General features: G+C 68.0%; 24 protein-coding genes. 18 read left to right on the plus strand and 6 right to left on the minus strand.

Annotated elements, in window-relative coordinates; all coding sequences use genetic code 11:
- Positions 1-16 precede the first annotated feature (16 nt).
- The 9 genes from recG (at position 17) to C0099_RS00625 (ending at position 11,119) form a co-directional block, all read left to right on the plus strand.
- Entirely contained in the window at positions 17-2,074 is a 2,058-nt protein-coding gene (recG, locus tag C0099_RS00585) for an ATP-dependent DNA helicase RecG (RefSeq protein ID WP_102245635.1), read from the plus strand.
- A gap of 77 nt (positions 2,075-2,151) precedes the next feature.
- A complete protein-coding gene (locus C0099_RS00590; protein ID WP_102245636.1) occupies positions 2,152-3,327 on the plus strand; it encodes an efflux RND transporter periplasmic adaptor subunit in 1,176 nt (391 codons plus the stop codon).
- A complete protein-coding gene (locus tag C0099_RS00595) occupies positions 3,324-6,434 on the plus strand; it encodes an efflux RND transporter permease subunit (protein WP_102245637.1) in 3,111 nt (1,036 codons plus the stop codon). Before C0099_RS00590 ends, C0099_RS00595 begins: the two co-directional genes overlap by 4 nt.
- A gap of 71 nt (positions 6,435-6,505) precedes the next feature.
- Complete coding sequence (locus tag C0099_RS00600; protein WP_173768934.1) at positions 6,506-7,063, plus strand: chorismate--pyruvate lyase family protein; 558 nt, start codon at positions 6,506-6,508, stop codon at positions 7,061-7,063.
- Positions 7,060-7,941 carry a 4-hydroxybenzoate octaprenyltransferase gene (ubiA, locus tag C0099_RS00605; RefSeq protein ID WP_102245639.1) on the plus strand — a complete coding sequence of 294 codons (882 nt, stop codon included), beginning with the start codon at positions 7,060-7,062 and terminating at the stop codon, positions 7,939-7,941. The genes C0099_RS00600 and ubiA overlap by 4 nt, the downstream gene beginning before the upstream one ends.
- Positions 7,942-8,025: 84 nt before the next feature.
- Entirely contained in the window at positions 8,026-8,277 is a 252-nt protein-coding gene (locus C0099_RS00610) for a hypothetical protein (protein WP_102245640.1), read from the plus strand.
- Positions 8,278-8,386: 109 nt separating this feature from the next.
- Complete coding sequence (gene pyrF, locus C0099_RS00615) at positions 8,387-9,199, plus strand: orotidine-5'-phosphate decarboxylase (RefSeq protein WP_102245641.1); 813 nt, start codon at positions 8,387-8,389, stop codon at positions 9,197-9,199.
- Positions 9,196-10,677 carry a 4-hydroxy-3-polyprenylbenzoate decarboxylase gene (gene ubiD / locus C0099_RS00620; RefSeq protein WP_102245642.1) on the plus strand — a complete coding sequence of 494 codons (1,482 nt, stop codon included), beginning with the start codon at positions 9,196-9,198 and terminating at the stop codon, positions 10,675-10,677. The genes pyrF and ubiD overlap by 4 nt, the downstream gene beginning before the upstream one ends.
- A gap of 13 nt (positions 10,678-10,690) precedes the next feature.
- Complete coding sequence (locus C0099_RS00625) at positions 10,691-11,119, plus strand: DUF4870 family protein (RefSeq protein ID WP_173768935.1); 429 nt, start codon at positions 10,691-10,693, stop codon at positions 11,117-11,119.
- Positions 11,120-11,241: 122 nt separating this feature from the next.
- Here the strand turns inward: C0099_RS00625 and C0099_RS00630 are convergent, their stop codons facing one another.
- From C0099_RS00630 to dacB, 3 genes are all read right to left on the minus strand, one after another.
- Complete coding sequence (locus tag C0099_RS00630) at positions 11,242-11,586, minus strand: antibiotic biosynthesis monooxygenase family protein (protein WP_102245643.1); 345 nt, start codon at positions 11,584-11,586, stop codon at positions 11,242-11,244.
- A gap of 55 nt (positions 11,587-11,641) precedes the next feature.
- Positions 11,642-12,097: a hypothetical protein gene (locus C0099_RS15810; RefSeq protein ID WP_123785201.1), complete on the minus strand. Its 456-nt coding sequence runs from the start codon at positions 12,095-12,097 to the stop codon at positions 11,642-11,644.
- Between the two features lie 93 nt (positions 12,098-12,190).
- Positions 12,191-13,600 (minus strand): D-alanyl-D-alanine carboxypeptidase/D-alanyl-D-alanine endopeptidase, encoded by a 1,410-nt coding sequence (gene dacB, locus C0099_RS00635; RefSeq protein WP_102245644.1) that lies wholly within the window; start codon positions 13,598-13,600, stop codon positions 12,191-12,193.
- Positions 13,601-13,715: 115 nt separating this feature from the next.
- Here dacB and rfbB point away from each other — a divergent pair, with 115 nt between their 5' ends.
- From rfbB to rfbD, 4 genes are read left to right on the plus strand one after another with little or no spacing between them, the layout of a single operon-like run.
- The gene (gene rfbB / locus C0099_RS00640) at positions 13,716-14,786 is read left to right on the plus strand and encodes a dTDP-glucose 4,6-dehydratase (protein WP_102245645.1); all 1,071 of its coding nucleotides are present in this window, start codon (positions 13,716-13,718) and stop codon (positions 14,784-14,786) included.
- Complete coding sequence (gene rfbA, locus C0099_RS00645) at positions 14,783-15,667, plus strand: glucose-1-phosphate thymidylyltransferase RfbA (RefSeq protein ID WP_102245646.1); 885 nt, start codon at positions 14,783-14,785, stop codon at positions 15,665-15,667. Before rfbB ends, rfbA begins: the two co-directional genes overlap by 4 nt.
- On the plus strand, positions 15,667-16,215 hold the full coding sequence (gene rfbC, locus C0099_RS00650) for a dTDP-4-dehydrorhamnose 3,5-epimerase (RefSeq protein WP_102245647.1): 549 nt from the start codon (positions 15,667-15,669) through the stop codon (positions 16,213-16,215). Before rfbA ends, rfbC begins: the two co-directional genes overlap by 1 nt.
- Positions 16,212-17,105: a dTDP-4-dehydrorhamnose reductase gene (rfbD, locus tag C0099_RS00655; RefSeq protein WP_102245648.1), complete on the plus strand. Its 894-nt coding sequence runs from the start codon at positions 16,212-16,214 to the stop codon at positions 17,103-17,105. Before rfbC ends, rfbD begins: the two co-directional genes overlap by 4 nt.
- On the opposite strand, the gene lysA is transcribed toward rfbD, so the two are convergent.
- Positions 17,106-18,371: a diaminopimelate decarboxylase gene (lysA, locus tag C0099_RS00660; protein WP_102245649.1), complete on the minus strand. Its 1,266-nt coding sequence runs from the start codon at positions 18,369-18,371 to the stop codon at positions 17,106-17,108. It abuts the gene before it with no gap.
- Complete coding sequence (gene lptM / locus C0099_RS00665; protein ID WP_102245650.1) at positions 18,368-18,571, minus strand: LPS translocon maturation chaperone LptM; 204 nt, start codon at positions 18,569-18,571, stop codon at positions 18,368-18,370. The genes lysA and lptM overlap by 4 nt, the downstream gene beginning before the upstream one ends.
- A gap of 52 nt (positions 18,572-18,623) precedes the next feature.
- On the opposite strand from lptM, the gene cyaY reads away from it, so the two are divergent.
- Positions 18,624-18,947 carry an iron donor protein CyaY gene (gene cyaY, locus C0099_RS00670; protein ID WP_102245651.1) on the plus strand — a complete coding sequence of 108 codons (324 nt, stop codon included), beginning with the start codon at positions 18,624-18,626 and terminating at the stop codon, positions 18,945-18,947.
- Between the two features lie 12 nt (positions 18,948-18,959).
- On the opposite strand, the gene C0099_RS00675 is transcribed toward cyaY, so the two are convergent.
- A complete protein-coding gene (locus C0099_RS00675; RefSeq protein ID WP_102245652.1) occupies positions 18,960-21,488 on the minus strand; it encodes a penicillin-binding protein 1A in 2,529 nt (842 codons plus the stop codon).
- Between the two features lie 188 nt (positions 21,489-21,676).
- Here C0099_RS00675 and C0099_RS00680 point away from each other — a divergent pair, with 188 nt between their 5' ends.
- From C0099_RS00680 to C0099_RS00695, 4 genes are read left to right on the plus strand one after another with little or no spacing between them, the layout of a single operon-like run.
- On the plus strand, positions 21,677-22,750 hold the full coding sequence (locus C0099_RS00680; RefSeq protein ID WP_102245653.1) for a pilus assembly protein PilM: 1,074 nt from the start codon (positions 21,677-21,679) through the stop codon (positions 22,748-22,750).
- Positions 22,747-23,343: a PilN domain-containing protein gene (locus C0099_RS00685; protein WP_102245654.1), complete on the plus strand. Its 597-nt coding sequence runs from the start codon at positions 22,747-22,749 to the stop codon at positions 23,341-23,343. The genes C0099_RS00680 and C0099_RS00685 overlap by 4 nt, the downstream gene beginning before the upstream one ends.
- 2 nt (positions 23,344-23,345) lie before the next feature.
- Entirely contained in the window at positions 23,346-24,002 is a 657-nt protein-coding gene (locus tag C0099_RS00690; RefSeq protein WP_102245655.1) for a type IV pilus inner membrane component PilO, read from the plus strand.
- Positions 23,999-24,508, plus strand: a complete 510-nt coding sequence (locus C0099_RS00695) for a pilus assembly protein PilP (RefSeq protein WP_228151618.1) — start codon at positions 23,999-24,001, stop codon at positions 24,506-24,508. Before C0099_RS00690 ends, C0099_RS00695 begins: the two co-directional genes overlap by 4 nt.
- The last annotated feature ends 5 nt before the right edge of the window (positions 24,509-24,513 follow it).

The raw sequence follows: 24,513 nt of genomic DNA on the forward strand, positions 1-24,513 counted from the left end.
GCCGCCCCCCGATTCGATGAGCGCGAGCCCGCCCGCTGCCGCCGCGAAGTCGGGTGACGCGCTCGCCAGGCGGCTGGCCAAGCTCGACATCCACCGTCAGCAGGATCTGCTGCTGCACCTGCCGTTGCGCTACGAGGACGAGACGCGCATCAGCGCCATCCGTGAGGCGCGCGAGGGCGAGCCGGTGCAGGTCGAGGGCGAGGTCGAATCCTGCGAGGTCGTCGCGCGCGGGCGTCGCCAGCTCGTCGCGCGCGTGCGCGATGATTCGGGCGTGCTGGTCGCACGCTGGCTCAACTTCTACCCGTCGCAGCAGCGCCAGATGGCGCCGGGACGGCGGGTGCGCCTGTTCGGCGAACTGCGTCACGGCTTCTTCGGCGCCGAGATGGTGCATCCGCGCGTGCGCAACGTCGACGCCGGCGAGCCGCTGCCCGAGGCGCTCACGCCGGTCTATCCGACCACCGCGGGGCTGGCGCAATCGGCCCTGCGCAAGCTCGTCGGCCGCGCGCTCGACGCCCATGTCGAGGACGAACTGCTGCCGCCGCAAGTGTTGCACGACCTGCGCCTGCCGACCTTTTCCGCCGCGCTCGATGCGCTGCACCGGCCCGGCCCGCAGGTTTCGGTCGCGGCCCTCGAAGCGCACGAGCATCCGGCCTGGCGGCGCATCCACTTCGAGGAACTGCTGGTGCAGCAGATCTCGCTGCGGCGCGCCTACAACGCGCGCCGCGCCAAGCGTGCGCCTGCACTGAAGCCCCGCGATCAACTCACCCGGAAGCTCGTCGACGCCCTGCCGTTCGCGCTCACCGGCGCGCAGCGCCGCGCCGTGGCCGAGATCGCACGCGATCTCGCCGTGCCGCATCCGATGCAGCGCCTGCTGCAGGGCGATGTCGGCAGCGGCAAGACCGTCGTCGCCGCGCTGGCCATGTTGCAGGCGCTCGAGAACGGTTTCCAGGCGGCATTGATGGCGCCCACCGAGATCCTCGCCGAACAGCACTGGCTCAAGCTCGACGCCTGGCTGACGCCGCTCGGGCTGCGCGTCGAATGGCTCGCCGGCAGCCGCGCCAGGAAGGAGCGCGAGGCCGCACAGGCGCGGCTGGCCGCGGGCGAGAGTCTGCTCGCGGTGGGCACGCACGCGCTGATCGAGGATGCGGTGACGTTGCCGCGCCTTGGGCTGGCGGTGGTCGACGAGCAGCATCGCTTCGGCGTGCGTCAGCGCCTGGCCTTGCGCGAGAAGGCCGTCGGGGGTCTCAATCCGCACATGCTGATGATGTCGGCCACGCCGATTCCGCGCACGCTGGCGATGACGCATTACGCCGATCTCGACGTGTCCGTGCTCGACGAGCTGCCGCCCGGACGCACCCCGGTGGCCACGCGTCTGGTGTCGGATGCGCGCCGCGACGAGGTCGTCGCGCGCGTGGCCGCTGCCTGTGCCGAAGGGCGCCAGGCATACTGGGTGTGCCCGCTGATCGAGGAATCCGAGGCGCTGCAGTTGAAGACGGCCGAGGAGACCTTCGAGCGGCTCGCGTCCGAACTGCCGGACCTGCGCGTGGGTCTTGTCCACGGGCGGCTGAAGAGCGCGGAGAAGTCGGCGACGATGGCCGCCTTCGCGGCCGGCGAAGTCGACCTGCTGGTGGCGACGACGGTCATCGAGGTCGGCGTCGACGTACCCAACGCCAGCCTGATGGTGATCGAGCATGCCGAGCGCTTTGGTCTGGCGCAGCTGCACCAGTTGCGCGGTCGCGTCGGGCGCGGCACGGCCGAATCGACCTGCGTCCTGCTCTTCGCGGCCGATCAGCCGCTGTCGGACACGGCACGCGCGCGGCTCAAGGTCATCTATGAACACACGGACGGTTTCGAGATCGCGCGCGAGGATCTGCGCATCCGCGGGCCCGGCGAATTCGTCGGCGCGCGCCAGAGCGGCGTGCCGATGCTGCGTCACGCCGATCTGGAGCGCGACGCCGATCTGGTCGAGCCCGCGCGCGCGCTGGCCGAGCGTCTGCTCGCCGATTCGCCGCAAGCCGCCGAGCGGCTCCTGCAGCGCTGGCTGGGCGGACGGGAGGGTCTGCTACGGGCCTGAGCCGAGTATCATGATGGGCTAATCTCCAATTGCGACCGTCGCGCCCATGGCCGTCGGTCCCCGACACCGGAGGCTGCATGCGTCGCCTGCTCGCGCTGGGAATCCTGTTGCTGGCCGTGGCCGGCTTCATCGCCTTGCGCGCGACGCGCCCCGAACCCCCGGCAGTCGAGGTGCGCGAACGCGTCTGGCCGGTGGCCGTGGCGCAGGCCGAACCGCAGTCCGCGCGCCCCACGTTGACCCTGTACGGCCGTATCGAAGCGCCCGACCAGGTGCGTGCGTCCGCGCCGGTGGCCGGCCGGCTGGCCGAGGTCGCGGTGCGAGACGGCGATTATGTGGAAGCCGGCGCGCTGCTTGCGCGTCTCGATCCGCGAGACCTGCAGCCGCGCGTCGAGCGCGCCCGCGCCGACCTCGAACGCGAACGCCTGCGCGCCGAACACGACCGTCGCGCACTGGTGGACGAACGCCGCCTGCTGGAACTGTCCGAGGCCAAACTGGCGCGTTTCGAGCGGCTCACGCGCGAGAACTTCGGCTCGGCCGCCACCACCGACCAGGCGCGCGAAGACGTCGCCCGTGCGCGCCTGGCCGTGAACCAGCGCGAACAATCGCTGGCCGAACATCCGGCGCGTCTGGCCCAGGCGAGCGCGGCGCTGGCCGAGGCCGAGCGCGACGCCGCGCGCGGCGAGATCACCGCGCCGTTCGCGGCCCGCGTCGGCCTCGTCGAGGCCGCTGCGGGCGATCAGGTGCAGGCGGGCGCGACGCTGATGACGCTGTATCCATCGGAGGATCTGTTCCTGCGTGCGCGCGTGCCCGCGCAGCACGCGGCCGAACTGCGCGCGGCGCTGGCGGCCGGCGAGACGCTGGTGGCCCATGCCGAGTTCGGCGAGACCGGCATCGCGGCGCGCCTGGAGCGCATCGCCGGCGAGGCCGACGCGCGCGGGGTCGAGGTGTTGCTGCGTGTCGAGGCCGGACGCAACGTGCCGGTCGGCGCCTTCGTCAGCGCCGAGATGAACCGTCCCGTCGTCAGTGAGGTGCTGTCCCTGCCGTTCTCGGCGCTGCACGGCGGCGATCGCATCTACCGTATCGAGGACGGCCGGCTCGTCGCGGTGCCGGTCGAGCGCGTCGGCGAGCACCGCGTCGACGGCGAGCCGCGCGTGCTGCTGCGTGCGCCCACCCTGCCGTCGGGCAGTACGGTGATGATCACCCACCTGCCCAACGCCATCGACGGCCTCGCCGTGGAGGCGATGCCGCAATGAAGCAGCGCGGCGTGATCGCCCTGCTGCTCAAGCACCGCGTCGCGGCCAATGTACTCATGCTGCTCGCCTTTCTCGTCGGCATCGCCGGCGTGGTGCGCATGAACGTGCAGTTCTTCCCGAACTTCGCGCTGGACTTCGTCACGGTGCGCGTGGTGTGGTCGGGTGCGGCCGCCGAGGACGTCGAGACCGGTATCACCACGCCGCTGGAAGAGCGCCTCAAGACCGTCGACGGCCTCAAGAAGATGACCTCGACCTCGGCGCAGGGGGTGTCGAGCATCACGCTGGAACTCAACGAGGGCACGGACCCGCTGCTTGCGCTCGACCAGGTGCGCCAGCGCGTCGACGAATTCCGCAATCTGCCGCGCGACGCCGAGACCCCGGAGGTCGCGCGCGTCAGTCGCTACGAGCCCATCGCGCGCCTGCTCGTGCACGGCGATTCGGTCGAGGCCTTGCGACCGTGGGTACGCCGCTTCGAGACCGAACTGCTGGCCGCCGGCATCGACCGCATCGACATCACCGGACTGCCCGAGGAGCGCATCGCGATCGAGGTGCCGGCGGCCGCGCTGGAGACGCTCAACCTGTCGCTCATCGAGATCGGCGAGCGCGTCGCCGATCTCGCCCAGGACGTGCCGGCCGGCGTGGCCGGCGAGCAGGATGGTGCGCGCGAGATCCGTGGGCTGGAGCAGCGGCGCGTGGCGCGCGACTTCGAGAACCTGCCGGTGGTCAGCGACGAGGGCGGGCTGATCCGTCTGGGTGACATCGCCGGCATCGAACGCGAAGCGCGCCCCGGGCAGCTTGCGCTCTCCGAGAACGGCGAGGCGGCGGTCGAGATGATCCTGCAGCGCGCCGAGAACGGCCACTCGCTGCGTTCGGCGCAGGTGCTGCAGGACTGGCTCGCGCGCACCCTGCCGACGCTGCCGCCGAGCGTGCACGTGGAGACCTACGACACGCAGTGGGAGCTGATCCGCGACCGCATCAACCTGCTTGTCAAGAACGGACTTGGCGGCCTGCTGCTGGTGGTCGCCATCCTCTATCTGTTCCTGCCTGCGCGCATCGCGTTCTGGGTGATGGTGGGCATTCCCACCGCGTTTCTCGCCACGCTCGGGCTGATGCTGGTGTTCGGCGGCTCGATCAACATGATCAGCCTGTTCGCGCTGATCATGGCGCTGGGCATCATCGTCGACGATGCCATCGTCGTCTCCGAAGACGCCGACACCCACCGACGCATGGGCGAAGGGCCGGCGCAGGCGGCGCTGGGCGGGGCGCGACGCATGTTCTGGCCGGTGGTCGCCGCGTCGGTGACGACGATTGCCGCCTTCATGCCGCTGATGCTGGTGGGCGGCATCATCGGCAACATCCTGTTCGATATTCCCTTCGTGATGATCATGGTCATCACTGCGGCACTGCTCGAGAGCTTCCTCATCCTGCCCGCGCACCTGAAGAGCGCGCTGCACGGCGAGGCCGCGCAACATGGTTCGCGCCTGCGCCAGCGACTGGACGCGATCTTCGACAACTTCCGCGAGCGCCGCTTCCGCCCGCTGGTCACGCACGCGCTGGCCTGGCGCGGCACCACCATCGCGATCACGCTGGCGACGATGATCCTCGCGGTCGGCGTGATCGCCGGCGGGCGCATCGGCTTCGTCTTCTTCCCGACGCCGGAGAGCCAGGTGCTGTACGCCAACGCGGCCTTCGCGGCGGGCACGCCGCGCGAACACACGGCCGCCTTCCTGAGCGAACTCGAGGCCGCGCTGCTCGAGGCCGAGCGCGACCTGGGTGGCGACATCGTGCAGACCGCCGTGTCGCGCCTGGGCGGGGCGATTGGCGCCGAGGGCGCGGGTTCGGCGCGCGGCGACCAGCTCGCGTCGATGATGGTCGAGCTGGTGCCGTCCGAGCGGCGCGAGGTACGCAACGAGGCATTCCTGCGTGCCTGGCGCGAACGTGCCGGATCCGCGCCGGGCCTGGAAAACCTGACCCTGACCTCGCGCCAGTCCGGCCCGCCGGGGCGCGACCTCAACGTGCGCCTGACCGGCGACGACCCGGAGCGGCTCAAGAGCGCCGCGCTGTCGTTGGCCGAGAGCGCGCGCTCGATCGCGGGCGTGAGCGACGTCGAGGACGACATGCCTTACGGGCGCGAGCAGCTTGTCTATCGCCTCACGCCGGCGGCCGAGGCGCTGGGCCTGACCACCGAGAGCCTGGGCCGGCAGTTGCGTGCGGCCTTCGACGGCCATCTGGCGCAGCTCGTGCAGGACGGACGCGAGGAACTCGAGGTGCGCGTGCTGCTGCCGCGCGCCGAGCGCGAGCGCCTGGACGTGTTCGAACGCCTGGTCGTGCAGGCACCGGGCGATCAGTTCGTGCCGCTGGGCGCGGTCGTGCGCTGGGAGTCTAGGCGGGGCTTCGAGGCGCTGCGCCACGCCGACGGGCGTCTCGCCGTCGAGGTCTCGGGCGAGGTCGACACCGAGCAGACCGGCGCCGATGCGATCCGCGCCGAATTGTTGCGCGAGGTGCTGCCGCAACTGTCGCAACGCTACGGCGTGGACTACAGCTTCGAGGGACGTGCCGCCGACCAGCGCGAGACCATGGACGACATGCAGGTCGGCCTGATGCTGGGTCTGGGCCTGATCTACCTGACGCTGGTGTGGGCCTTCGCCTCGTGGAGCTGGCCGCTGGTGGTGATGGCGGCGATCCCGCTGGGGCTGGTCGGCGCGATCTTCGGCCACTGGGCGATGGGGCTGGATCTGACCATATTGTCGATGTTCGGCCTGTTCGCGCTGGCCGGCATCGTGGTCAACAACTCCATCATCCTGGTGAGTCTGTTCAAGGAATTGCGCGGCAAGGGAGAGGCACTCGACGACGCCCTGATCGGCGCGGCCTGCGGGCGCTTGCGCGCGGTCATGCTGACCTCGCTGACCACCATCGGCGGCCTCACGCCGCTGCTCTTCGAGACTTCGCTGCAGGCCCAGTTCCTGATCCCGATGGCCGCCTCGATCGCCTTCGGTCTGGGCTTCTCGGCCGCGCTCGTGCTGTTCTTCATCCCGGCGCTGCTGTCGGTGGTCGAGAGCTTCAAGGCCTGGCTGGCCGGCGAGCGCGCGCTGCGCGCGGCTGAGTAGGCTGCAGCGACGCGGACGAAACATCGCCCGTCCATCCGGTAAGATGCCCGCTGTTTCGATCCCGTACGCCCATGTCCTCTAGAACCCCGTCCGACCGATGGCGAGGCCATCTTCTGCCGGCCCTGCTGCCGCGCGGGATGGACGGCTGGTTGCGCGATCCCGGGTCGTTGACGGCACGCATTCGTGCGCGTTGCGATGTCTTCGCGGTGCGTGTGCTGCGCCAGCGCCTGGACCGCGTGCTGGCCGACGAGGCACCGTTGCTGGGGCTGGCCGCCGGCGACTGGGCTTGGGTGCGCGAGGTGCTGCTGCTGGCCGATGGCGTGCCGGTGGTGTATGCGCGCTCGGTGATGCCGCGTGCTACCGTGAGGGCCGGCTCGCGCCTGTTCGCGACCATCGGCTCGCGTCCGCTGGGTGCGGCGCTGTTCGCCAATCCGCGCGTCGTGCGCGGGCGACTGGCGTGTGCGCGGCTCGATGCGCGCGATGCACGCCACCGCGCGGCGGCCGCGGCGCTGTCGCCCGACTCGCTGCCGCGCGAGCTGTGGGGGCGCCGCTCGGTGTTCCGGCTGCACGGGCGCCGCCTGCTCGTCAGTGAAATCTTCCTGCCTGCGATACTCGATCTGCCTGCATGACCGACAAGACCTTCCGCTTCTCCGAACGACTGCCCCACTACCTGCGCCTGACGCGGCTGGATCGCCCCATCGGCATCCTGCTGCTGATGTGGCCGACGCTGTGGGGGTTGTGGATCGCCGCCGACGGGGTGCCGCCGCTGCACGTGCTGGCGATCTTCGTCGCCGGCACGGTGCTGATGCGCTCGGCCGGCTGCGCGATCAACGACTACGCCGACCGCAACATCGACGGCCACGTCGAGCGCACGCGCGCACGCCCCATCGTCACCGGCGACGTGATGCCGGGCGAGGCCCTGATGGTCGCCGCCATCCTCGCGCTGGCCGCGCTGTTCCTGGTGCTGTTCCTCGATTCGCTGGTGATCGCGCTGTCGATTCCGGCCGTGCTGATCGCGGCGATCTATCCGTTCACCAAGCGCGTGCTGGCGATCCCGCAGGCGTGGCTGGGCATCGCCTTCGGTTTCGGCATTCCGATGGGTTTCGCGGCAGTGCAGGGTGAAGTGCCGGGCGTGGCGTGGCTGATGGTGCTGGCCAACGTGTTCTGGGCAATGGCCTACGACACCGAGTACGCCATGGTCGACCGCCCGGATGACCTGAAGATCGGGGTCAAGAGCGCGGCCATTACCTTCGGCCGTTACGACGTCACGGCCGTGATGGGCTGCTACGCAGCGATGCTGGTGTTGATGGCGGTGGCCGGGGCCATCGCCGGGCTGGGGCCGATGTACTACGTGCTCGGCCTGTGTGGCGCGGCCGGCATCGCCTGGCACCACTACGGCCTGATCCGCGAGCGCGAGCGCGCGGACTGCTTCCGCGCCTTCCTGCACAACAACTGGTTCGGCGCGACGATCTTCGCCGGCGTGGTGCTCGATACGCTGCTACGCTGAGCATAGGCGCCGCGCGAACGAACGCGCCGTGCGCCGGTCCACGCCGTGCGCGAACGTTTTCGCGTATCCCAATTGGAGGTCTGCATGAAGAAGACATTGCTCATCGCGCTCACCGCACTGTTCGCATCGGGCGCGGCCTTCGCCGCACACTGCCCGGCCGACATGAAGCAGATCGACGAGGCGTTGGCGACCAACCCGCAGTTGACGGAAGCCCAGATGACCGAGGTGAAGTCGCTGCGCGCCAAGGGCGAGGAACTGCACAAGGCCGGCAAGCATGGCGAGTCGGTCGACACGCTGCACCAGGCCATGGTGATTCTCGGCATCGAGAAGAAATAAGTATCCAGCCGCTGGTTTCGCAACGCACAGGGGCCGCGAGGCCCCTGTGTGTTTCTGGCCGGCGCGCGGAGCGCTTATCATGCACGCTGCGACGATACGGAAACACCCGATGCATTTCATGAACGCCCTCGCCGAGCGCTGGCAGCGCGCCGACAGCCTGCTGTGCGTCGGTCTCGACCCGGACCCGGCGCGCCTGCCCGCCCACCTGCACGAGCGGCCCGACGCCATCCTCGCCTTCTGTCGCGACATCGTCGACGCCACGGCCGACGCCGTGTGCTGCTTCAAGCCGCAGATCGCCTACTTCGCCGCGGCGCGCGCCGAAGACCAGCTAGAAGACCTGATCCGCCACATCCACGAGCGTCACCCCGGCATTCCGGTGATCCTCGACGCCAAGCGCGGCGACATCGGCAGCACCGCCGCGCAGTACGCGCGCGAGGCCTTCCGGCGCTACGGCGCGGATGCCGTCACGGTCAATCCCTACATGGGGCGTGATTCCATCGAGCCGTATCTGGAATACGCCGATCGTGGCGTGATCCTGCTGTGCCGCACCTCGAACGCCGGCGGCAGCGACCTGCAGTTTCTCGATGTCGGCGGCGAGAAGCTCTACGAGCGGGTCGCGCGTCTGGCCGCCGACGAGTGGAATGCCAGCGGCAACCTCGGTCTGGTGGTCGGCGCGACCTTCCCCGACGAGATCGCGCGCGTGCGCCAGATCACCGGCGACATGCCGCTGCTGGTGCCGGGCATCGGCGCGCAGGGCGGCGACATCGCTGCCGTGCTCGCGGCCGGACGCAGCCGCGACGGCACCGGCCTGATCATCAATTCGTCACGCGCCATCCTGTACGCCGGTGATGGCGAAGACTTCGCGGCCGCCGCGCGCTTCGCGGCGCAGGCGACGCGCACCGCCATCAACCGCTGCCGATGAAATACGATGACCTGCGCGACTTCATCGCCCGCCTCGAGGAGATGGGCGAACTCAGGCGTATCCGCGTGCCGGTGGACACCCATCTGGAGATGACCGAGATCGCCGACCGCGTGCTGCGCGCCGGCGGCCCGGCGCTGCTCTTCGAAAAGCCGGTGACGCATGGCGTGCCGCAGGACATCCCGGTGCTCGCCAACCTGTTCGGCACGCCGCAGCGCGTGGCCTGGGGCATGGGCGAGTCCGGCGACTGGAAGGAATCGCTGCGCGAGGTCGGCAAGCTGCTCGCCTTTCTCAAGGAGCCCGAGCCGCCCAAGGGATTTCGCGATGCCTGGGACAAGCTGCCGGTGTTCCGCCAGGTACTCAACATGGCGCCCAAGGTCGTTCGCTCCGCGCCCTGCCAGCAGGTGGTGTGGGAGGGCGATGCCGTCGATCTGGCCAGACTGCCCATCCAGCACTGCTGGCCGGGGGATGCCGCGCCGCTGATCACCTGGGGGCTGGTGGTGACACGCGGGCCGGGCAAGAAGCGCCAGAATCTGGGCATCTACCGTCAGCAGGTCATCGGCAGGGATCGCGTGATCATGCGCTGGCTCGCCCATCGCGGCGGCGCGCTGGATTTCCGCGATCACCAGCTCGCCCATCCCGGCGAACCCTTCCCGGTGGCGGTGGTGCTCGGCTGCGACCCGGCGACCATCCTCGGCGCGGTCACGCCGGTGCCGGATACGCTGTCCGAGTATCAGTTCGCAGGCCTGCTGCGCGGCTCCAAGACCGAACTGGTCAAGTGCATGGACTCCGATCTGCAGGTGCCGGCGTCCGCCGAGATCGTGCTCGAAGGCGTGATCCACCCCGACGACATGGCGCCGGAAGGCCCCTATGGCGACCACACCGGCTACTACAACGAAGTCTCGGAATTCCCGGTGTTCACCATCAACCGCATCACCATGCGGAAGAACCCGATCTACCACTCCACCTACACCGGAAAGCCACCCGACGAGCCGGCCATGCTCGGCCTCGCGCTCAACGAGGTCTTCGTGCCGCTGCTGCAGCGCCAGTTCACCGAGATCGTGGATTTCTACCTGCCGCCCGAAGGCTGCTCCTACCGGCTAGCCGTGGTCAGCATCCGCAAGCAGTACCCCGGCCACGCCAAGCGCGTGATGTTCGGCATCTGGAGCTTTCTGCGCCAGTTCATGTACACCAAGTTCATCATCGTCGTGGATGAGGACGTGGACATCCGCGACTGGAAAGAGGTGATCTGGGCCATGACCACCCGCGTGGACGCCACGCGCGACACTACGCTGGTCGACAACACCCCCATCGACTACCTCGACTTCGCCAGCCCGGTGGCCGGCCTGGGCAGCAAGATGGGCATCGACGCCACCAACAAGTGGCCCGGCGAGACCACCCGCGAATGGGGCACGCCCATCGTCATGGACGCGGCCGTGAAGGCGCGCGTGGACGAAATGTGGGATCAACTCGGACTGTGACGGAGACCAATCGATGAGCGAAGACCTGCAACCGCGCGGCCCCGGCCCGGCGATGAACCTCGACAACCTGCGGCTGATCACCCATGTCGTCTACGGCCTGCACGCCTTCGCGCTGCTCACCGCGATCTTCGGCGCGGCGACCATCCTCGCCAGCTTCATCGGCACCCTGCCGTCGATCGCCGCCGTCATCCTCAACTACTACAAGCGCGCCTCGGCGCGCGGCACCTGGCTGGAGAGCCACTTCCGCTGGCAGATCCGCACCTTCTGGTTCGCACTGCTGTGGTTCGTCGTCGGCTGGGCGCTGATCTTCACCGTCATCGGCTTCTTCATCGGCCTCGGTGTACTCATCGTCGCCGGCCTGTGGGTGCTCTACCGGGTCGCCCGCGGCTGGTGGACGCTGGGTCAGGGCGAGACCATGCCGATGCCGCCGCCGGTGGTGTAGGCTGGGCACTTGGCACCTGCGGCATCATCGCTGCGCGATGTCAGGCTGGGGACGACTCGGCAGGTTGCAGGCACCCGACCGATCGACAAGGCTTGGTAAGGGTTCTGGCGACCTCGGTGCGGTCAGTCTGATTCCGGAGGATTTGCGACGTTCAGCCCGAGCAGGTCGTCGGTGACCTCCATCATGAAAGCAGGCCTGTTGTCGGGCGGAACCTCCGCGATGGCGTCCACGAACATCGCCCTGGCTTCCTTGTCGTCGTAGATCATCTTCGCGTCGTAGGCGCGCTGCCAGGTCTCCCGGTCCGGCCATTCGGCCATCGCCACGAAGCGTCCGTCCGCCTCCCTGTGCAGACGAGAGCCAAGGCCCCCGTAGATCCGTGCGATCTCGCGCGTTCCGCGACGCCACGCCTCGCGGAACTGCGCTTCCTTGCCGGGCTTGACTCGCCACCAATACACCACGACAAACATGCCACCTCCTTGCCGCCCTTCGAAAAGCTGATGGGCCAATTGGCGGTGGGCTCCTTCAGCGTCGAGAGAACAGTGCTTCGAATTTTGACATGTCAATAAACTCTAAGTAGCCAGAGAAGGTTGAATTAACTGAAGGGTTGTTCATGATCTCTCGCATTGCGAGAGCCCCCAAGTGTTTGAAGGCATCTCCGAGTCCGTCGACGCCACCGCTATTCATTTCCATCCTTGCAGAGGCCGCGCAATCTTCTGTTATCAGCCGAGTGACCATGGTGGCCATAAGCTCATCCATTTCACGTCGGTCCCTGCCTGTTACGTATGAGAATCGCTGTATCTCTGGATGTGCGGACATGGCGAAAAAAACCCACTTTGCAAGTGTTTTTCTATCTTTTCCGGTTGTGTTGTCTGCTAGGCACGCACTTAGCGCATTGTTCGCTGAAGAAGATAGTGCTGGTGTTGAAATGAGCGAAAACCCGAAAACAATGAGAAAGACTATTTTATTTAGCGACTTCATGTTTCGTTCTCCTGGCCGACTATAAGATCAACAATCCCGCGTAGGGTGCAATAAGCGAAGCGCATTGCGCCGGATGCTTCTGAACGTCTCGCCTCACTTCCCCGCTCCGCCCCAAACCCACTCCACCACCCCATCCTGCGCCGCCTCTCCCCGCGACGCCTTCGCATCGTTGACCATCATCACCACCGCATGACGCCGCCCGTCGCGGTCGAGGACGTAGCCGGCCATGGCGCGCACCCCGTTGATCGTCCCTGTCTTGAGATGCGCTTGCCCGTTGGCCGGGCTGTCGGCGAGGCGTTTGCGGGCGGTGCCGTCGAGGCCGGCGATGGAGAGGGACGAGACGAATTCGGGCATCCAGGGGCGTTTCCATGCCTGGATGAGCAGCGCCCCGAGGGCGTCGGCACGGATGCGGGCGCTGCGGGAGAGGCCGGAGCCGTTTTCGATGACCAGGCCCTGGGTCGGGACGCCGGCGGCGGCCAGCGTGTCGCGGGCGCGCCAGGCGCCGGTGGCGATCATGTCTACGCTGCTCGGGTCGTCGATCGCCAGCGTGGCGAGCACCTGACGGGCGATGACGTTGCTCGACCACTTGTTCATCTCGCGTACGGCTTCGGCGAGCGGGACCGAGTCCTGCGCGAACAGCGTGGTCGCGGTGGGCAGGGTGGTGGCGCTGCGCACCTGGCCGCTGAGCGTGCCGCCGGCATCACGCCACAATCGTGCGACCAGACGTTCGGTGAAGGCTTCGGTGGGCAGCGGGGCGACGGCCCAGTCGCGTGGGCCGCAGTCGATGGGGAGTGTGCCGGTGAGGACCAGCTTGCCGCCGTCGGGAACCGCGTCGAGCCGGCTCCACCACGCGCCGCAGAATCCGTCGGACGTGACGATGCGCGTATCGAATTCGACGCCTTCGAGCGCCGGCACTGCGGCGACGGCGACGGGCTCGCCGGGTCTCCCGCCCGGGGTCAGGTGCAACTGCACGGTGTTGAAGTTGGCGAGCAGGGCGTTGGCGCCGCTGTTGTAGGGGCGCAAGGGGCGGTTGTCGAAGGCGGCTTCGTCGTGCGGCGGCAGGCGCAGCGCCGAGGCGTCGAGCACGATGTCGCCGGCTACATGCGTGATGCCGGAGGCGCGCACGCGGGCGAGGAGCTTGTAGAGCCGGCCGACATCGAGCATGGGGTCGCCGCCGCCGATCAGGTACAGATTGCCGGCCAGTGCGCCGTCGTCGAGCGTGCCGTCGGTCGCGACGCGCGTGGTCCACGTGTACGCCGGGCCGAGGCGCTCGAAGGCGGCGAAGGCCGTGACCAGCTTCATCACCGAGGCCGGGTTCATCGGGCGGTCGGCGTTGTGCGAGATCGTCGGCGAATCGGCGTCCACGGGCTGCACCCACACGGTGACGTTGTCGTCGGCGATGCCAGCCTGGGTGAGCGCGCGCTGCACGGTTTCAGGCAGCGCGCCGGCCAGGGCCGGGGTGGCGAGCAGGGTCAGGGTGACGAAGGCGAGGCGAAGAAGCATGGTGTTACCGGCAGCGATGGGCAGCGCTCATCTTTGCCGAATCGGGCACGCGTTACAATGCCGCCACTCCCGGCGGCCGTCGCGGCCGTCACGACGAACTCGACAGGGCAAGCTCATGATTCTGGTCACCGGCGGCGCGGGCTTCATCGGCGCGAACTTCGTGCTCGACTGGCTCGCCGCGAACGACGAGGGCATCGTCAATCTCGATGCGCTGACCTACGCGGGCAACCGCGCCAATCTCGCTTCGCTCGACGGTGATGCGCGCCACCATTTCGTGCATGGCGACATCTGCGACCGCGCGCTGGTCGATCGCCTGCTTGCCGAACACCGGCCGCGCGCCATCGTGCATTTCGCGGCAGAGAGCCACGTGGACCGCTCCATCCACGGGCCGGGCGACTTCATGCGTACCAACGTCGAGGGCACGTTCGCGCTGCTCGAGGCCGCGCGCACGTACTGGTCGGCGCTGGAAGGCGCCGAGCGCGAAGGCTTTCGCTTTCTGCACGTGTCCACCGACGAGGTGTATGGCTCGCTCGGGCCCAAGGACCCGGCCTTCAGCGAGACCACGGCGTATGCGCCGAACTCGCCGTACTCGGCCAGCAAGGCTGCATCCGACCATCTGGTGCGCGCCTGGCACCACACCTACGGCCTGCCGGTGCTGACCACCAACTGCTCGAACAACTACGGGCCGTTCCAGTTTCCCGAGAAGCTCATCCCGCTGATGATCGCCAATGCGATCGACGGGCGTGCGCTGCCGGTCTATGGCGACGGGCTCAACGTGCGCGACTGGCTGTACGTGGGCGATCACTGCGCGGCGGTGCGCGCGGTGCTCGCGCGCGGGCGTGTCGGCGAGGTATACAACATCGGCGGCTGGAACGAGAAGCCCAACCGCGAGATCGTCGACACCATCTGTGCGCTGCTCGACGAACTGCGGCCCGACGCGGCCGGGCCGCACACGCGCCTGATCACCTTCGTCAAGGACCGGCCCGGCCACGACCGGCGCTACGCGATCGACGCGCGCAAGATCGAGCGCGAGCTGGGCTGGCGCCCGGCCGAGACCTTCGAGAGCGGCATCCGCAAGACGGTGACCTGGTATCTCGAGCACCTGGACTGGGTACGCGACGTGCAAAGCGGCGCCTACCGCGACTGGATGGCGCGTAACTACGCAAGTAGGGAGACGCATCGATGAGCGCACGACGCGGCATCATCCTCGCCGGCGGTTCCGGCACGCGCCTGCATCCGGCCACGCTGGCGGTATCCAAGCAACTGCTGCCGGTCTACGACAAGCCGATGATCTACTACCCGCTGTGCACGCTGATGCTGGCGGGCATCCGCGACATCCTGATCATCTCGACGCCGCAGGACACGCCGCGCTTCGAGCAGTTGCTGGGCGACGGCGCGGCCTGGGGGCTGGACCTGCGCTACGCCGTGCAGCCCAGCCCGGACGGGCTGGCGCAGGCCTTCCTGATCGGCGAGGATTTTCTCGACGGTCACCCGTCGGCGCTGATCCTTGGCGACAACCTGTTCTACGGCCACGATCTGGCGCCGGATCTGGCCGCGGCCAGCCTGCGCGAGCGTGGCGCCACCGTCTTCGCCTATCCGGTGCACGATCCGGAACGCTACGGTGTGGTGGAGTTCGACGCGGGCGGGCGCGCGATCTCGCTGGAGGAAAAGCCGACGAAGCCCAAGAGCCGCTACGCCGTGACCGGACTGTACTTCTACGACGAGCGCGTGGTCGACATCGCGCGCAATCTGGCGCCCAGCCCGCGCGGCGAGCTGGAGATCACCGACGTCAACCGCCGGTACCTCGCGTGGGACGAGCTGACCGTCGAGCGCATGGGGCGCGGCCACGCCTGGCTCGACACCGGCACGCACGAGAGCCTGCTCGAGGCCGGCCAGTTCATCCACACCATCGAAAAGCGCCAGGGCCTCAAGGTGGCCTGCCCCGAGGAAGTGGCCTGGCGCGCCGGCTGGATCGATGACGCGCAACTGCGTGTGTTGGCCGAGCCGCTGGCCAAGAACGGTTACGGTACCTATCTGAAACGACTGCTCGAGGAACGGGTGTATTGATGCGCGTGATCGCCACCGACTTGCCCGACGTGCTGGTGCTCGAACCCAAGGTGTTCGGCGATGCACGCGGCTTCTTCATGGAAAGCTACAACGCGCGCGCCTTCGCCGAGGCCACCGGTCTGCAGGTGGATTTCGTGCAGGACAACCATTCGCGATCAATGCGCGGCGTGCTGCGCGGCCTGCACTACCAGATCCAACAGCCGCAGGGAAAGCTGGTGCGCGTCACGCAGGGCCGGGTGTTCGACGTCGCCGTGGACCTGCGCCACGCCTCGCCTACCTTCGGGCGCTGGACCGGCGCCGAACTGTCGGCCGACAACAACCTGCAGATGTGGATTCCGGAAGGCTTCGCGCACGGCTTCCTGGTGCTCTCCGATTCGGCCGATTTCCTCTACAAGACCACCGACTACTATGCGCCCGAGCACGAGCGCTGCCTCGCCTGGGACGATGCCACGGTGGGCGTGGCGTGGCCGCTCGACGGCGCCGCACCGCTGCTCTCGGCCAAGGACCGCGAGGGGCGCGCTCTGGCCGAGTGCGAGGTGTTCGCGTGAAGCTGCTGGTGACCGGCTGCAGCGGCCAGCTCGGGTTCGAGCTGGCGCGCAGCCTGATGCCACTGGGCGAGGTCGTCGCGCTGGATCGCGCGGCCTGCGATCTGGCCGACGCGGATGCGGTGGCCGCGCTGGCCGCGCATGGCGCGGACGTCATCGTCAACGCCGCCGCCTACACCGCCGTCGACCGCGCCGAGTCCGAAATCGCGCTGGCGCAGCGCATCAACGCCCAGGCGCCGGGCGAGCTGGCCGTGATCGCGCGCGAGACCGGCGCGCTGCTGGTGCATTTTTCCACCGACTACGTATTCGACGGTTCGGGCGATGTGCCCTGGCGCGAGACGGACGCGCCTGCGCCGGTGAATGAGTACGGGCGCGGCAAGCTCGCCGGTGAGCGCGCGATCGCGGCGGCCGCTTGCGATCATCTGATCTTCCGTACTTCCTGGGTGTTCGCCGCGCGCGGAGCCAACTTCGTGCGCAGCATGTTGCGCCTGGGTGCGGAGCGTGAGCGCCTGACCATCGTCGATGACCAGATCGGCGCGCCGTGCTGGGCACGCAATCTCGCCGACGCCACGGCCCATGCGGTGCGCCAGGCACAGGCCGAGCGTGCGCATCAGGGCTTCGAATCGGGGGTGTTCCACCTGACGTCCGCAGGCGAGACTTCGTGGTGCGGCTTCGCGCGCGCGGTCTTCGAGCTGGCGCGCGAGCGGCTGCCTGACATCGCCTTGCGCGTGGCCGAGGTCGCGCCGATCGCCACCGAGGACTACCCCACGCCGGCCGCAAGGCCCAAGAACTCGCGGCTCGACGGCGCGGCCTTCCGTGCACGCTTCGGGCTGGAAATGCCGCACTGGCGGGATGCGCTGGCGCGCTGCATCGACGAGTTGCCCGCCGGCTAATTACTCCGGCAGGCGCGACTCCAGCGCAAACAAGGATTCCACCGATTCACGTTCGCGCACCACGTGCATGGCGTTGCCGTCGACGATGACTTCGGCCGCGCGGCCTCGGGTGTTGTAGTTGGAACTCATCGTCATGCCGTAGGCGCCGGCCGACAGGATTGCCAGCAGGTCGCCTTCGGCCACCGCGAGGGGGCGCTCGTGGGCGAGGAAGTCGCCGCTCTCGCAGATCGGGCCGACCACCTCGTAGGTCTGCGGCTCGCCGTGTGGCGCCACTTCCACGACCTCGTGCCAGGCGTCGTAGAGCGCGGGGCGCGCCAGATCGTTCATCGCCGCGTCGACCACGGCGAAGTTCATGGTCTCGCCATGCTTGAGGTATTCCACGCGCGTGAGCAGCACGCCGGCATTGCCCACCAGCGAGCGCCCCGGCTCGAAATGCAGCGCCTCGCGCCGGCCTTCCAGGCGGGCGAGGATGGGCGCGAGGTACTCGGCGATGGTGGGCGGCGTCTCGTCGCGATAGCGGATGCCGACGCCACCGCCCAGGTCGATGTGTTCGAGCGCGATGCCGGCCGCGGCGAGCCGATCGACCAGCTCCAGCACCTTGGTGGTGGCGTCGGCCATCGGCGTCGGGTCGAGCAGTTGCGAGCCGATGTGGCAGGCGATGCCGACCACGCGCAGGCCGGGCCGGGCGGCCGCGTCGCGATACAGATCGAAGGCGTCGTCGAAGGCGATGCCGAACTTGTTGTTCTTGAGCCCGGTGGAAATGTAGGGGTGGGTGCGGGCGTCGACGTCCGGATTGACGCGCAGCGCCACCGGGGCGCGCGTACCCAGTTCGCGGGCGATCGCATCCAGCCGCGCGACCTCGGAGGGGGATTCGATGTTGAAGCAGCCGATGCCTGCCGAGAGGGTCTGACGCATTTCGACTTCGCTCTTGCCAACGCCCGAGAACACCACCTTGCCTGCCTCGCCGCCGGCCGCGAGAACGCGCGCCAGTTCTCCGCCCGAAACGATGTCGAAGCCCGCACCCATGCGCGCGAAGGCGGACAGCACGCCGAGGTTGGAATTGGCCTTGACGGCGTAGCACACCAGCGCGTCGCGCCCGGCCAGCGCGTCGCGCCAGGCGCCGTAGGCGCGGCGGATCTCGGCCAGCGAATAGACGAAGGTCGGCGTGCCCTGATGCGCGGCGATGTCGGCCAGCGCCACCCCTTCGAGGGCGAGGCCGTGCGGGCCGCGCACCAGCGCGGCGGTCGGGAAGAGTTGGTGGGTCATCGCGGCTGCAAAGGTGCGAGATTGGTATCATCGCCGTCCGCGGGCGGCGGATTCGTCGCGGCTTCTTCGGACGGTTCGTCGGCGGGCTGCCCTTGTGGTTCGAGTTCGGGCACTTCGGGGATGTACAGATCGCCCTTGATGCCGCAGCCGGCCAGGGTCAGCAGGCCGCCGAGCGCGGCGATGATCAGGCTTGAGCGCATGATGGGTTCGGGAGTCGGCGGAAAAACGGCAATGCTAGCAGAAGGAGTCACCATGGATGAGACGGCATTTACCACGCTGGCCGATGCGGAACTCGCGCGCATCGAGGCGGCGATCGAGGGCTGTGGCGCCGAGGTCGAGCTCGAGATCATGCCGGGCGGCGTGTTCGAGCTGGAATTCGACGACGGCAGCAAGGTCGTGATCAACCGCCACACGGCGGCGCGGGAGATCTGGGTCGCGGCGAAGTCGGGCGGATTTCACTTCGCGCCACGCGACGGTCGCTGGGTGTCGGCGCGCGACGGCTCGGAGCTGTACGAGACGCTCGCGCGCGTGATCTCGGAGCAAAGCGGCGAAACGGTCGAGCTGCGCCCGGACTGAGACCGTAGCCCGTTACCGGTCGCGCGGGGGGAAGATGATCTCCCTGACTTCGGCGGGCGTTTGGCCGTTGCGCGTGCCCGGTGGCGGGTCTTGCGGCTCGGGCCCGGGGCCCGAGCCGAAGATGTCGCGGATGGACTGGGGCACGCTGTCCTCGGTCGGCGCCGGACCATCGTCGCGGGACTGGAACAGGTCGCGGATCGACAGGGGCACGCGGCTGGCCTCGCCTTCGACCTCCGGTGTCTCGGGCGGCGCCTGCCAGGCGCTGTCGTCGGTCAGGTACTGCAGCGTCGGGATCTCGGCGATCTCGCGTGGCGGCGCTTGCGGGGGCGGATACTCGGCGTAGTGAAAGTCGGTGTAGTCGCTGTCGGCGTGGCGCACCGGCACCAGACCCGGTGGGCGGATGCGCGGCTTCTCGGCGACGCCGTCGAGCGCGACGCGCATGTAGTCGATCCACACGGGCAGCGCCGTGCGTGCGCCGCCCTCGCCGCGGCCGAGGTTCTTCGGCTGGCTGTAGCCCATCCACGACACCGCGACCACATCCGGGTTGTAGCCGGCGAACCAGGCGTCGACGTAGTCGTTGGTGGTGCCGGTCTTGCCGGCAAGATCGTCGCGGCCGAGCGTCTTGGCGCGTTGCCCGGTGCCGTTGCGGATGACTTCCTGCAGCATCGAGTCGATCAGCCAGGCGTTGCGCGGATCGAGTACGCGCGGCGCGTTGCGCCCGGCCACCGGCGGGTCGAATCGCGCCAGCGTGCGGCCGTTGGCGTCGGTGATCTCCTGCACGATGTAGGGCTCCACGCGAAAGCCGCCGTTGGCGAACACCGCGTAGGCGGCGGCCATCTGCCACGGCGTGGCCGAGCCCGCGCCCAGCGCCATCGTCAGGAAGGACGGATGGCGCGCCGGCTCGAAGCCGAAGCGGCCGATGTAGTCCTGCGCGTACTCGGGCGTGATGGCCTGCAGCACACGGATCGAGACCATGTTGCGGGAGCGCGCCAGCGCCTCGCGCAGCGTGATCGGTCCGTCGAACTTGCCGTCGTAGTTCTTCGGCTCCCAGGCCTTGCTGCCGGTGATCTCGGCCGGGAAGAAGAGCGGCTCGTCGAGCTCGTAGGTGGCCGGCGAGAAGCCGCGTTCGAGTGCGGCCGAATAGATGAATGGCTTGAAGCTGGAGCCGGGCTGACGGTAGGCCTGCGTGACGTGGTTGTACTTGTTGCGATGGAAGTCGAAGCCGCCGACGAGCGCGCGCACCGCGCCGGTCTGTGCGTCGATGCCGATCAGCGCCGCTTCGACTTCGGGCAGTTGCACGATTTCCCAGCTTTCATCGCCAGTCTCTTGAATGCGCACGATCGCACCGCGCCGGATGCGCCGCGTCTGCGGGGCGCGCTGGTCGAGCATGGGCGCGACGAAGGACAGGCCCTTGCCGGTGATCGTGATGATCTCGCCGTTGCGGAACACGCGCACTTCCTTGGGCGAGGCCGAGAGCACGAGGGCCGGGAGCAGACCCTGATGATCGCGATAGTCGAGCAGGGCGTCGCCCAGACGTTCGTCGTCGGCGTCGTCGACGCCCGACAGGTCGGCGAATGCTTCGGGGCCACGGTAGCCGTGGCGGCGGTCGTAGGCGAGGATGCCGTCGCGCAGGACTTCCTGCGCGGCGTGCTGCTCTTCCAGGCGCACCGTGGTGATGATGCGCAGGCCCAGTTCGTAGGCGTCCTCGCCGAACTGTTCGACCGCGATCTGGCGTGCCATCTCGGAGATGTAATCACCGTCGACGTCGCGCCGCGAGCGTCGCGAAGAGGCGATGGTGATGGGTGCGTTCTTGGCGGCTTCCAGCGTCGCGTCGTCGATGAAGCCGGCGTCGCGCATGCGCCCGAGCACGTAGTGCTGGCGGATGGTGGCGCGATGCAGGTTGGTGATCGGGTTGTAGGCCGAGGGTGCCTTGGGCAGGCCGGCGAGCATCGCCGCCTCGGCCAGCGTGATCTCGTCGATCGGCTTGCCGAAATAGGTCTGCGCGGCGGTGGCGAAGCCGTAGGCGCGATGGCCGAGGAAAATCTGGTTGATGTAGAGCTCGAGGATCTTGTCCTTGGTGAGGCTGCGCTCGATCTTGAACGCGAGCAGGATCTCGTAGAGCTTGCGGTTGTAGGTCTTCTCGCGCGTCAGATAGAAGTTGCGCGCGACCTGCATGGTGATCGTCGAGGCGCCCTGGCCACGCCCGCCGGACACAATGTTGGCCACCGCGGCGCGCGCGATGCCGATCGGATCGACGCCGGGGTGCTCGTAGAAGCGCTCGTCCTCGGCGGCGAGAATGGCCTGCTTGAGGGACTCGGGGACTTCCTCGATCTGCACCACCGCGCGCCGCTCGTCACCGAATTCTCCCAGCAGATGGCCGTCGGATGAGAATATGCGAAGGGGGATGCGCGGACGATAGTCGGTCAGCGCCTCGAGCGAAGGCAGCTTGGGCCAGGCAAACGCGACGATCGTGCCGAGCGACGCGGCCGCGAGTATGATCGCCACGAATGCGGCCGCGACGAGGTAGAGAAACCAGCGCATCGGGAGCACAGACAGAGAAGTACGGCGATTATACGGGTGGGCGCGCGCTCAAACCAGTTTGGCAAGAATGAGACGCCTTGGTTGACAATGCCAAGCGTTTTTCTTTACACAGACGGAGCCTTGTTGCTACGATTTGAAACATTGGATTAGGTATCGCGCCTAATGCGCCGGAATTTAAGGATTTCTTGGTGAGACAGATCAATCTGTTCGGCTCCCGGGCGCAATCGCTGGCCGGCCTCGATATTTCATCGTCATCGGTGAAGATGGTCGAGCTCTCCGGCGACGAGAATTCCGGCTATCGCGTCGAGTCCTACGCGCTCGAACTGCTCGCCAAGGACATGGTGCAGGACGGCAACATCGTCGACCTCGACGGCGTTGCCGACGCCGTGCGCCGCGCCCTGCGCCGCATGCCGGGCGTGCGCCAGGTGGCGATGGCGCTGCCGCCCGCGGCCGTGATCACCAAGAAGATCATGCTCCCCGAAGGCCTGCGCGAACACGAGATGGAATTCCATGTCGAGTCCGAGGCCAACCAGTACATCCCGTTCCCGCTCGACGAAGTCAATCTGGACTTCCAGGTGCTCGGTCCCTCGCCGGTCAGCGCCGACGACGTCGAGGTCTTCGTCGCTGCCTCGCGCAAGGAGAAGGTCGAGGATCGCGTCGCGGTGGCCGAATCAGCCGGTATCAAGGCGGCGATCATGGACATCGAGTCGCTCGCGCTCGAATCCGCCTTCCGGCTGGTGGCGCAACACATCCCCGATGGCGTGCGCGGACGCACGATCGCGCTGGCCGACCTCGGTGCCAACGTCATGAATGTGTCGATCCTGCGCGACGGCGCGCAGATCTATGCGCGCGAACAGGCCATCGGCGGCTACAAGCTCACGCTCGACATCGCGCGCCAGTACGGGCTCAGCCCCGAAGAGGCGGAAGCCGCCAAGCGTTCGGGCGAGTTGCCGCCCGAGTACGAGCGAGACCTGCGCCGTCCCTTCATGGACGCTGTGGCGCTCGAGCTGTCGCGCGCGCTGCAGTTCTTCTTCACGTCCACGCAGTACAACGAGGTCGATCACATCGTGCTCGCCGGCGGCTGTGCGGTGATGCCCAATCTCGCCGAGGTGGTCAGCGGCCGCACCCAGGTGGCGACCACGGTGGCCAACCCGTTCGAGGGCATGGCCCTGTCGTCGCGCGTGCGCTCGCGCAATCTCGTCGCCGACGCACCCGCACTGATGGTCGCCTGCGGCTTGGCCATGAGGAGGGTCGAGGCGTGATCCACATCAACCTGCTGCCCTATCGCGAGATCCGGCGCCGCGAGCGACGCATCCAGTTCTATGTGGTCTCGGGCCTGATGATCGCGCTGGGCGCGGCCATCGGCCTGGTCGGACACCTGTACATGTCGGGGCGGGTCGATTACCAGGAAGGGCGTAACGAATTCCTGCGCGCCGAGATCCGCAAGCTCGACGCCGAAATCGCCGAGATTCGCCGCCTGCGTGCCCAGATCGATGCGCTGGTCGCACGCAAGCAGGTCATCGAGACCTTGCAGGGCGACCGCGTGCAGCCGGTTTACATGTTCAACGACCTCGTCGCGCAACTGCCGGACGCGGTTTATTTCCGCTCGCTGCGTCAGTCCGGAACGCGCGTCACGCTCAACGGCCACGCCCAGTCCAACGCGAGGGTATCGCATCTGATGCGCAGCCTCGACGCATCCCCGACGATGACCAATCCCGGCCTCGTCGAGGTCAAGTCGGTGTCGGCCGGCGGGCGTCGCCTGAGCGAATTCACGCTCAACATCCGTCTCGACCGCCCGCCTGAAACCGAGGCCGCGAGCGACCCGCAGAAGACGGCCGCGGCGGAGACGAACTGATCATGGCGACGAAGAAATCCTCCTTCGATGTTCGTCGCTTCATCGACGACTTCCGCGGGCTCGACCCCAACGATCCCGGCGTGTGGCCGACCGGTCCGCGGATTGCGATCTTCATCGCGTTGCTCGTGGGCACGGTGGCGGCGGCGTGGTACTTCGACTGGCGCGACCAGGCCGAACTGCTCGAACGCCGCCAGACCGAGGAAGTGCAGTTGCGCGCCGACTGGGCCAACAAGAAGCGCCAGGCGGTCAACCTCGAGGCCTTCAAGCGCCAGCTCGAGGAAACCGACCGCCAGTTCGGCGCGCTGCTGCGCCAGCTGCCCAACAAGGCCGAGATGGACCAGCTGCTGGCCGACATCAACCAGGCCGGTCTGGGCCGCGGCCTGCTGTTCGAACTGTTCCGGCCGGGCGGCGAGAACGTCAAGGATTTCTACGCAGAAATGCCGATCGACATCAGCATCGTCGGCTCGTATCACGACCTGGGTGAATTCGTCGCCGACGTCGCGCGCATGCCGCGTATCGTGACGCTGGGCAACATCAGCATCGACCGGCTCGGCGAGGAGCGTCTGCGGTTTCGCGCGCGTGCGGTGACCTACCGCTACCTCGACGAAGAAGAACTCGCCCGGCAACGCCAGGCCCAGCAGGCGAAGAGGCGTCGATGATCCCGATGAAGCGGCTTGCGATGATTCTCGTCTGTGGTGTGCTCGCCGGATGTGCCGAGGAGGGCGACGACCTGCGCGCGTGGATGGCGCAGGAAGCGCGCGGCATGGTCGGGCGCATCGAACCCTTGCCGGAAATCAAGTCCTTCCCCACCGTCGCCTACACCCAGGGCGAGCAGATCGATCCCTTCCGCGCAAAGCGCATCGCTCCCGAGTCGCGCGTGCGCGTCGGTCAGGGTCCGGACATGACGCGTCCGCGCGAGCCGCTCGAATCCTATCCGCTCGAGTCGCTGAAGATGGTCGGCACGCTGATGCAGGAAGAGCGCCAGCATGCGCTGATCAGCGTGGACGGGCGCATCCATCAGGTCGCTGCGGGCAACTACATGGGACAGGATCACGGCATGATCACGCAGGTCACCGAGCAGGCGATCCTGCTTACCGAAATCGTGGAAGACATCAACGGCGACTGGACCGAGCGGGACAGCCGACTGCTGCTGCAGGAGCGCTAGGAGTG

The organism is Pseudazoarcus pumilus (assembly GCF_002872475.1).
GTDB classification, from domain to species: Bacteria; Pseudomonadota; Gammaproteobacteria; order Burkholderiales; family Rhodocyclaceae; genus Pseudazoarcus; species Pseudazoarcus pumilus.

Excerpts from the sequence above, each read along its gene's own strand:
- recG (WP_102245635.1), top strand. The coding sequence starts at position 17 with ATGAGCGCGAGCCCGCCCGCTGCCGCCGCGAAGTCGGGTGACGCGCTC.
- C0099_RS00590 (WP_102245636.1), top strand. The coding sequence starts at position 2,152 with ATGCGTCGCCTGCTCGCGCTGGGAATCCTGTTGCTGGCCGTGGCCGGC.
- C0099_RS00595 (WP_102245637.1), top strand. The coding sequence starts at position 3,324 with ATGAAGCAGCGCGGCGTGATCGCCCTGCTGCTCAAGCACCGCGTCGCG.
- C0099_RS00600 (WP_173768934.1), top strand. The coding sequence starts at position 6,506 with ATGTCCTCTAGAACCCCGTCCGACCGATGGCGAGGCCATCTTCTGCCG.
- ubiA (WP_102245639.1), top strand. The coding sequence starts at position 7,060 with ATGACCGACAAGACCTTCCGCTTCTCCGAACGACTGCCCCACTACCTG.
- C0099_RS00610 (WP_102245640.1), top strand. The coding sequence starts at position 8,026 with ATGAAGAAGACATTGCTCATCGCGCTCACCGCACTGTTCGCATCGGGC.
- pyrF (WP_102245641.1), top strand. The coding sequence starts at position 8,387 with ATGCATTTCATGAACGCCCTCGCCGAGCGCTGGCAGCGCGCCGACAGC.
- ubiD (WP_102245642.1), top strand. The coding sequence starts at position 9,196 with ATGAAATACGATGACCTGCGCGACTTCATCGCCCGCCTCGAGGAGATG.
- C0099_RS00625 (WP_173768935.1), top strand. The coding sequence starts at position 10,691 with ATGAGCGAAGACCTGCAACCGCGCGGCCCCGGCCCGGCGATGAACCTC.
- C0099_RS00630 (WP_102245643.1), bottom strand. The coding sequence starts at position 11,586 with ATGTTTGTCGTGGTGTATTGGTGGCGAGTCAAGCCCGGCAAGGAAGCG.
- C0099_RS15810 (WP_123785201.1), bottom strand. The coding sequence starts at position 12,097 with ATGAAGTCGCTAAATAAAATAGTCTTTCTCATTGTTTTCGGGTTTTCG.
- dacB (WP_102245644.1), bottom strand. The coding sequence starts at position 13,600 with ATGCTTCTTCGCCTCGCCTTCGTCACCCTGACCCTGCTCGCCACCCCG.
- rfbB (WP_102245645.1), top strand. The coding sequence starts at position 13,716 with ATGATTCTGGTCACCGGCGGCGCGGGCTTCATCGGCGCGAACTTCGTG.
- rfbA (WP_102245646.1), top strand. The coding sequence starts at position 14,783 with ATGAGCGCACGACGCGGCATCATCCTCGCCGGCGGTTCCGGCACGCGC.
- rfbC (WP_102245647.1), top strand. The coding sequence starts at position 15,667 with ATGCGCGTGATCGCCACCGACTTGCCCGACGTGCTGGTGCTCGAACCC.
- lysA (WP_102245649.1), bottom strand. The coding sequence starts at position 18,371 with ATGACCCACCAACTCTTCCCGACCGCCGCGCTGGTGCGCGGCCCGCAC.
- lptM (WP_102245650.1), bottom strand. The coding sequence starts at position 18,571 with ATGCGCTCAAGCCTGATCATCGCCGCGCTCGGCGGCCTGCTGACCCTG.
- cyaY (WP_102245651.1), top strand. The coding sequence starts at position 18,624 with ATGGATGAGACGGCATTTACCACGCTGGCCGATGCGGAACTCGCGCGC.
- C0099_RS00675 (WP_102245652.1), bottom strand. The coding sequence starts at position 21,488 with ATGCGCTGGTTTCTCTACCTCGTCGCGGCCGCATTCGTGGCGATCATA.
- C0099_RS00690 (WP_102245655.1), top strand. The coding sequence starts at position 23,346 with ATGGCGACGAAGAAATCCTCCTTCGATGTTCGTCGCTTCATCGACGAC.
- C0099_RS00695 (WP_228151618.1), top strand. The coding sequence starts at position 23,999 with ATGATCCCGATGAAGCGGCTTGCGATGATTCTCGTCTGTGGTGTGCTC.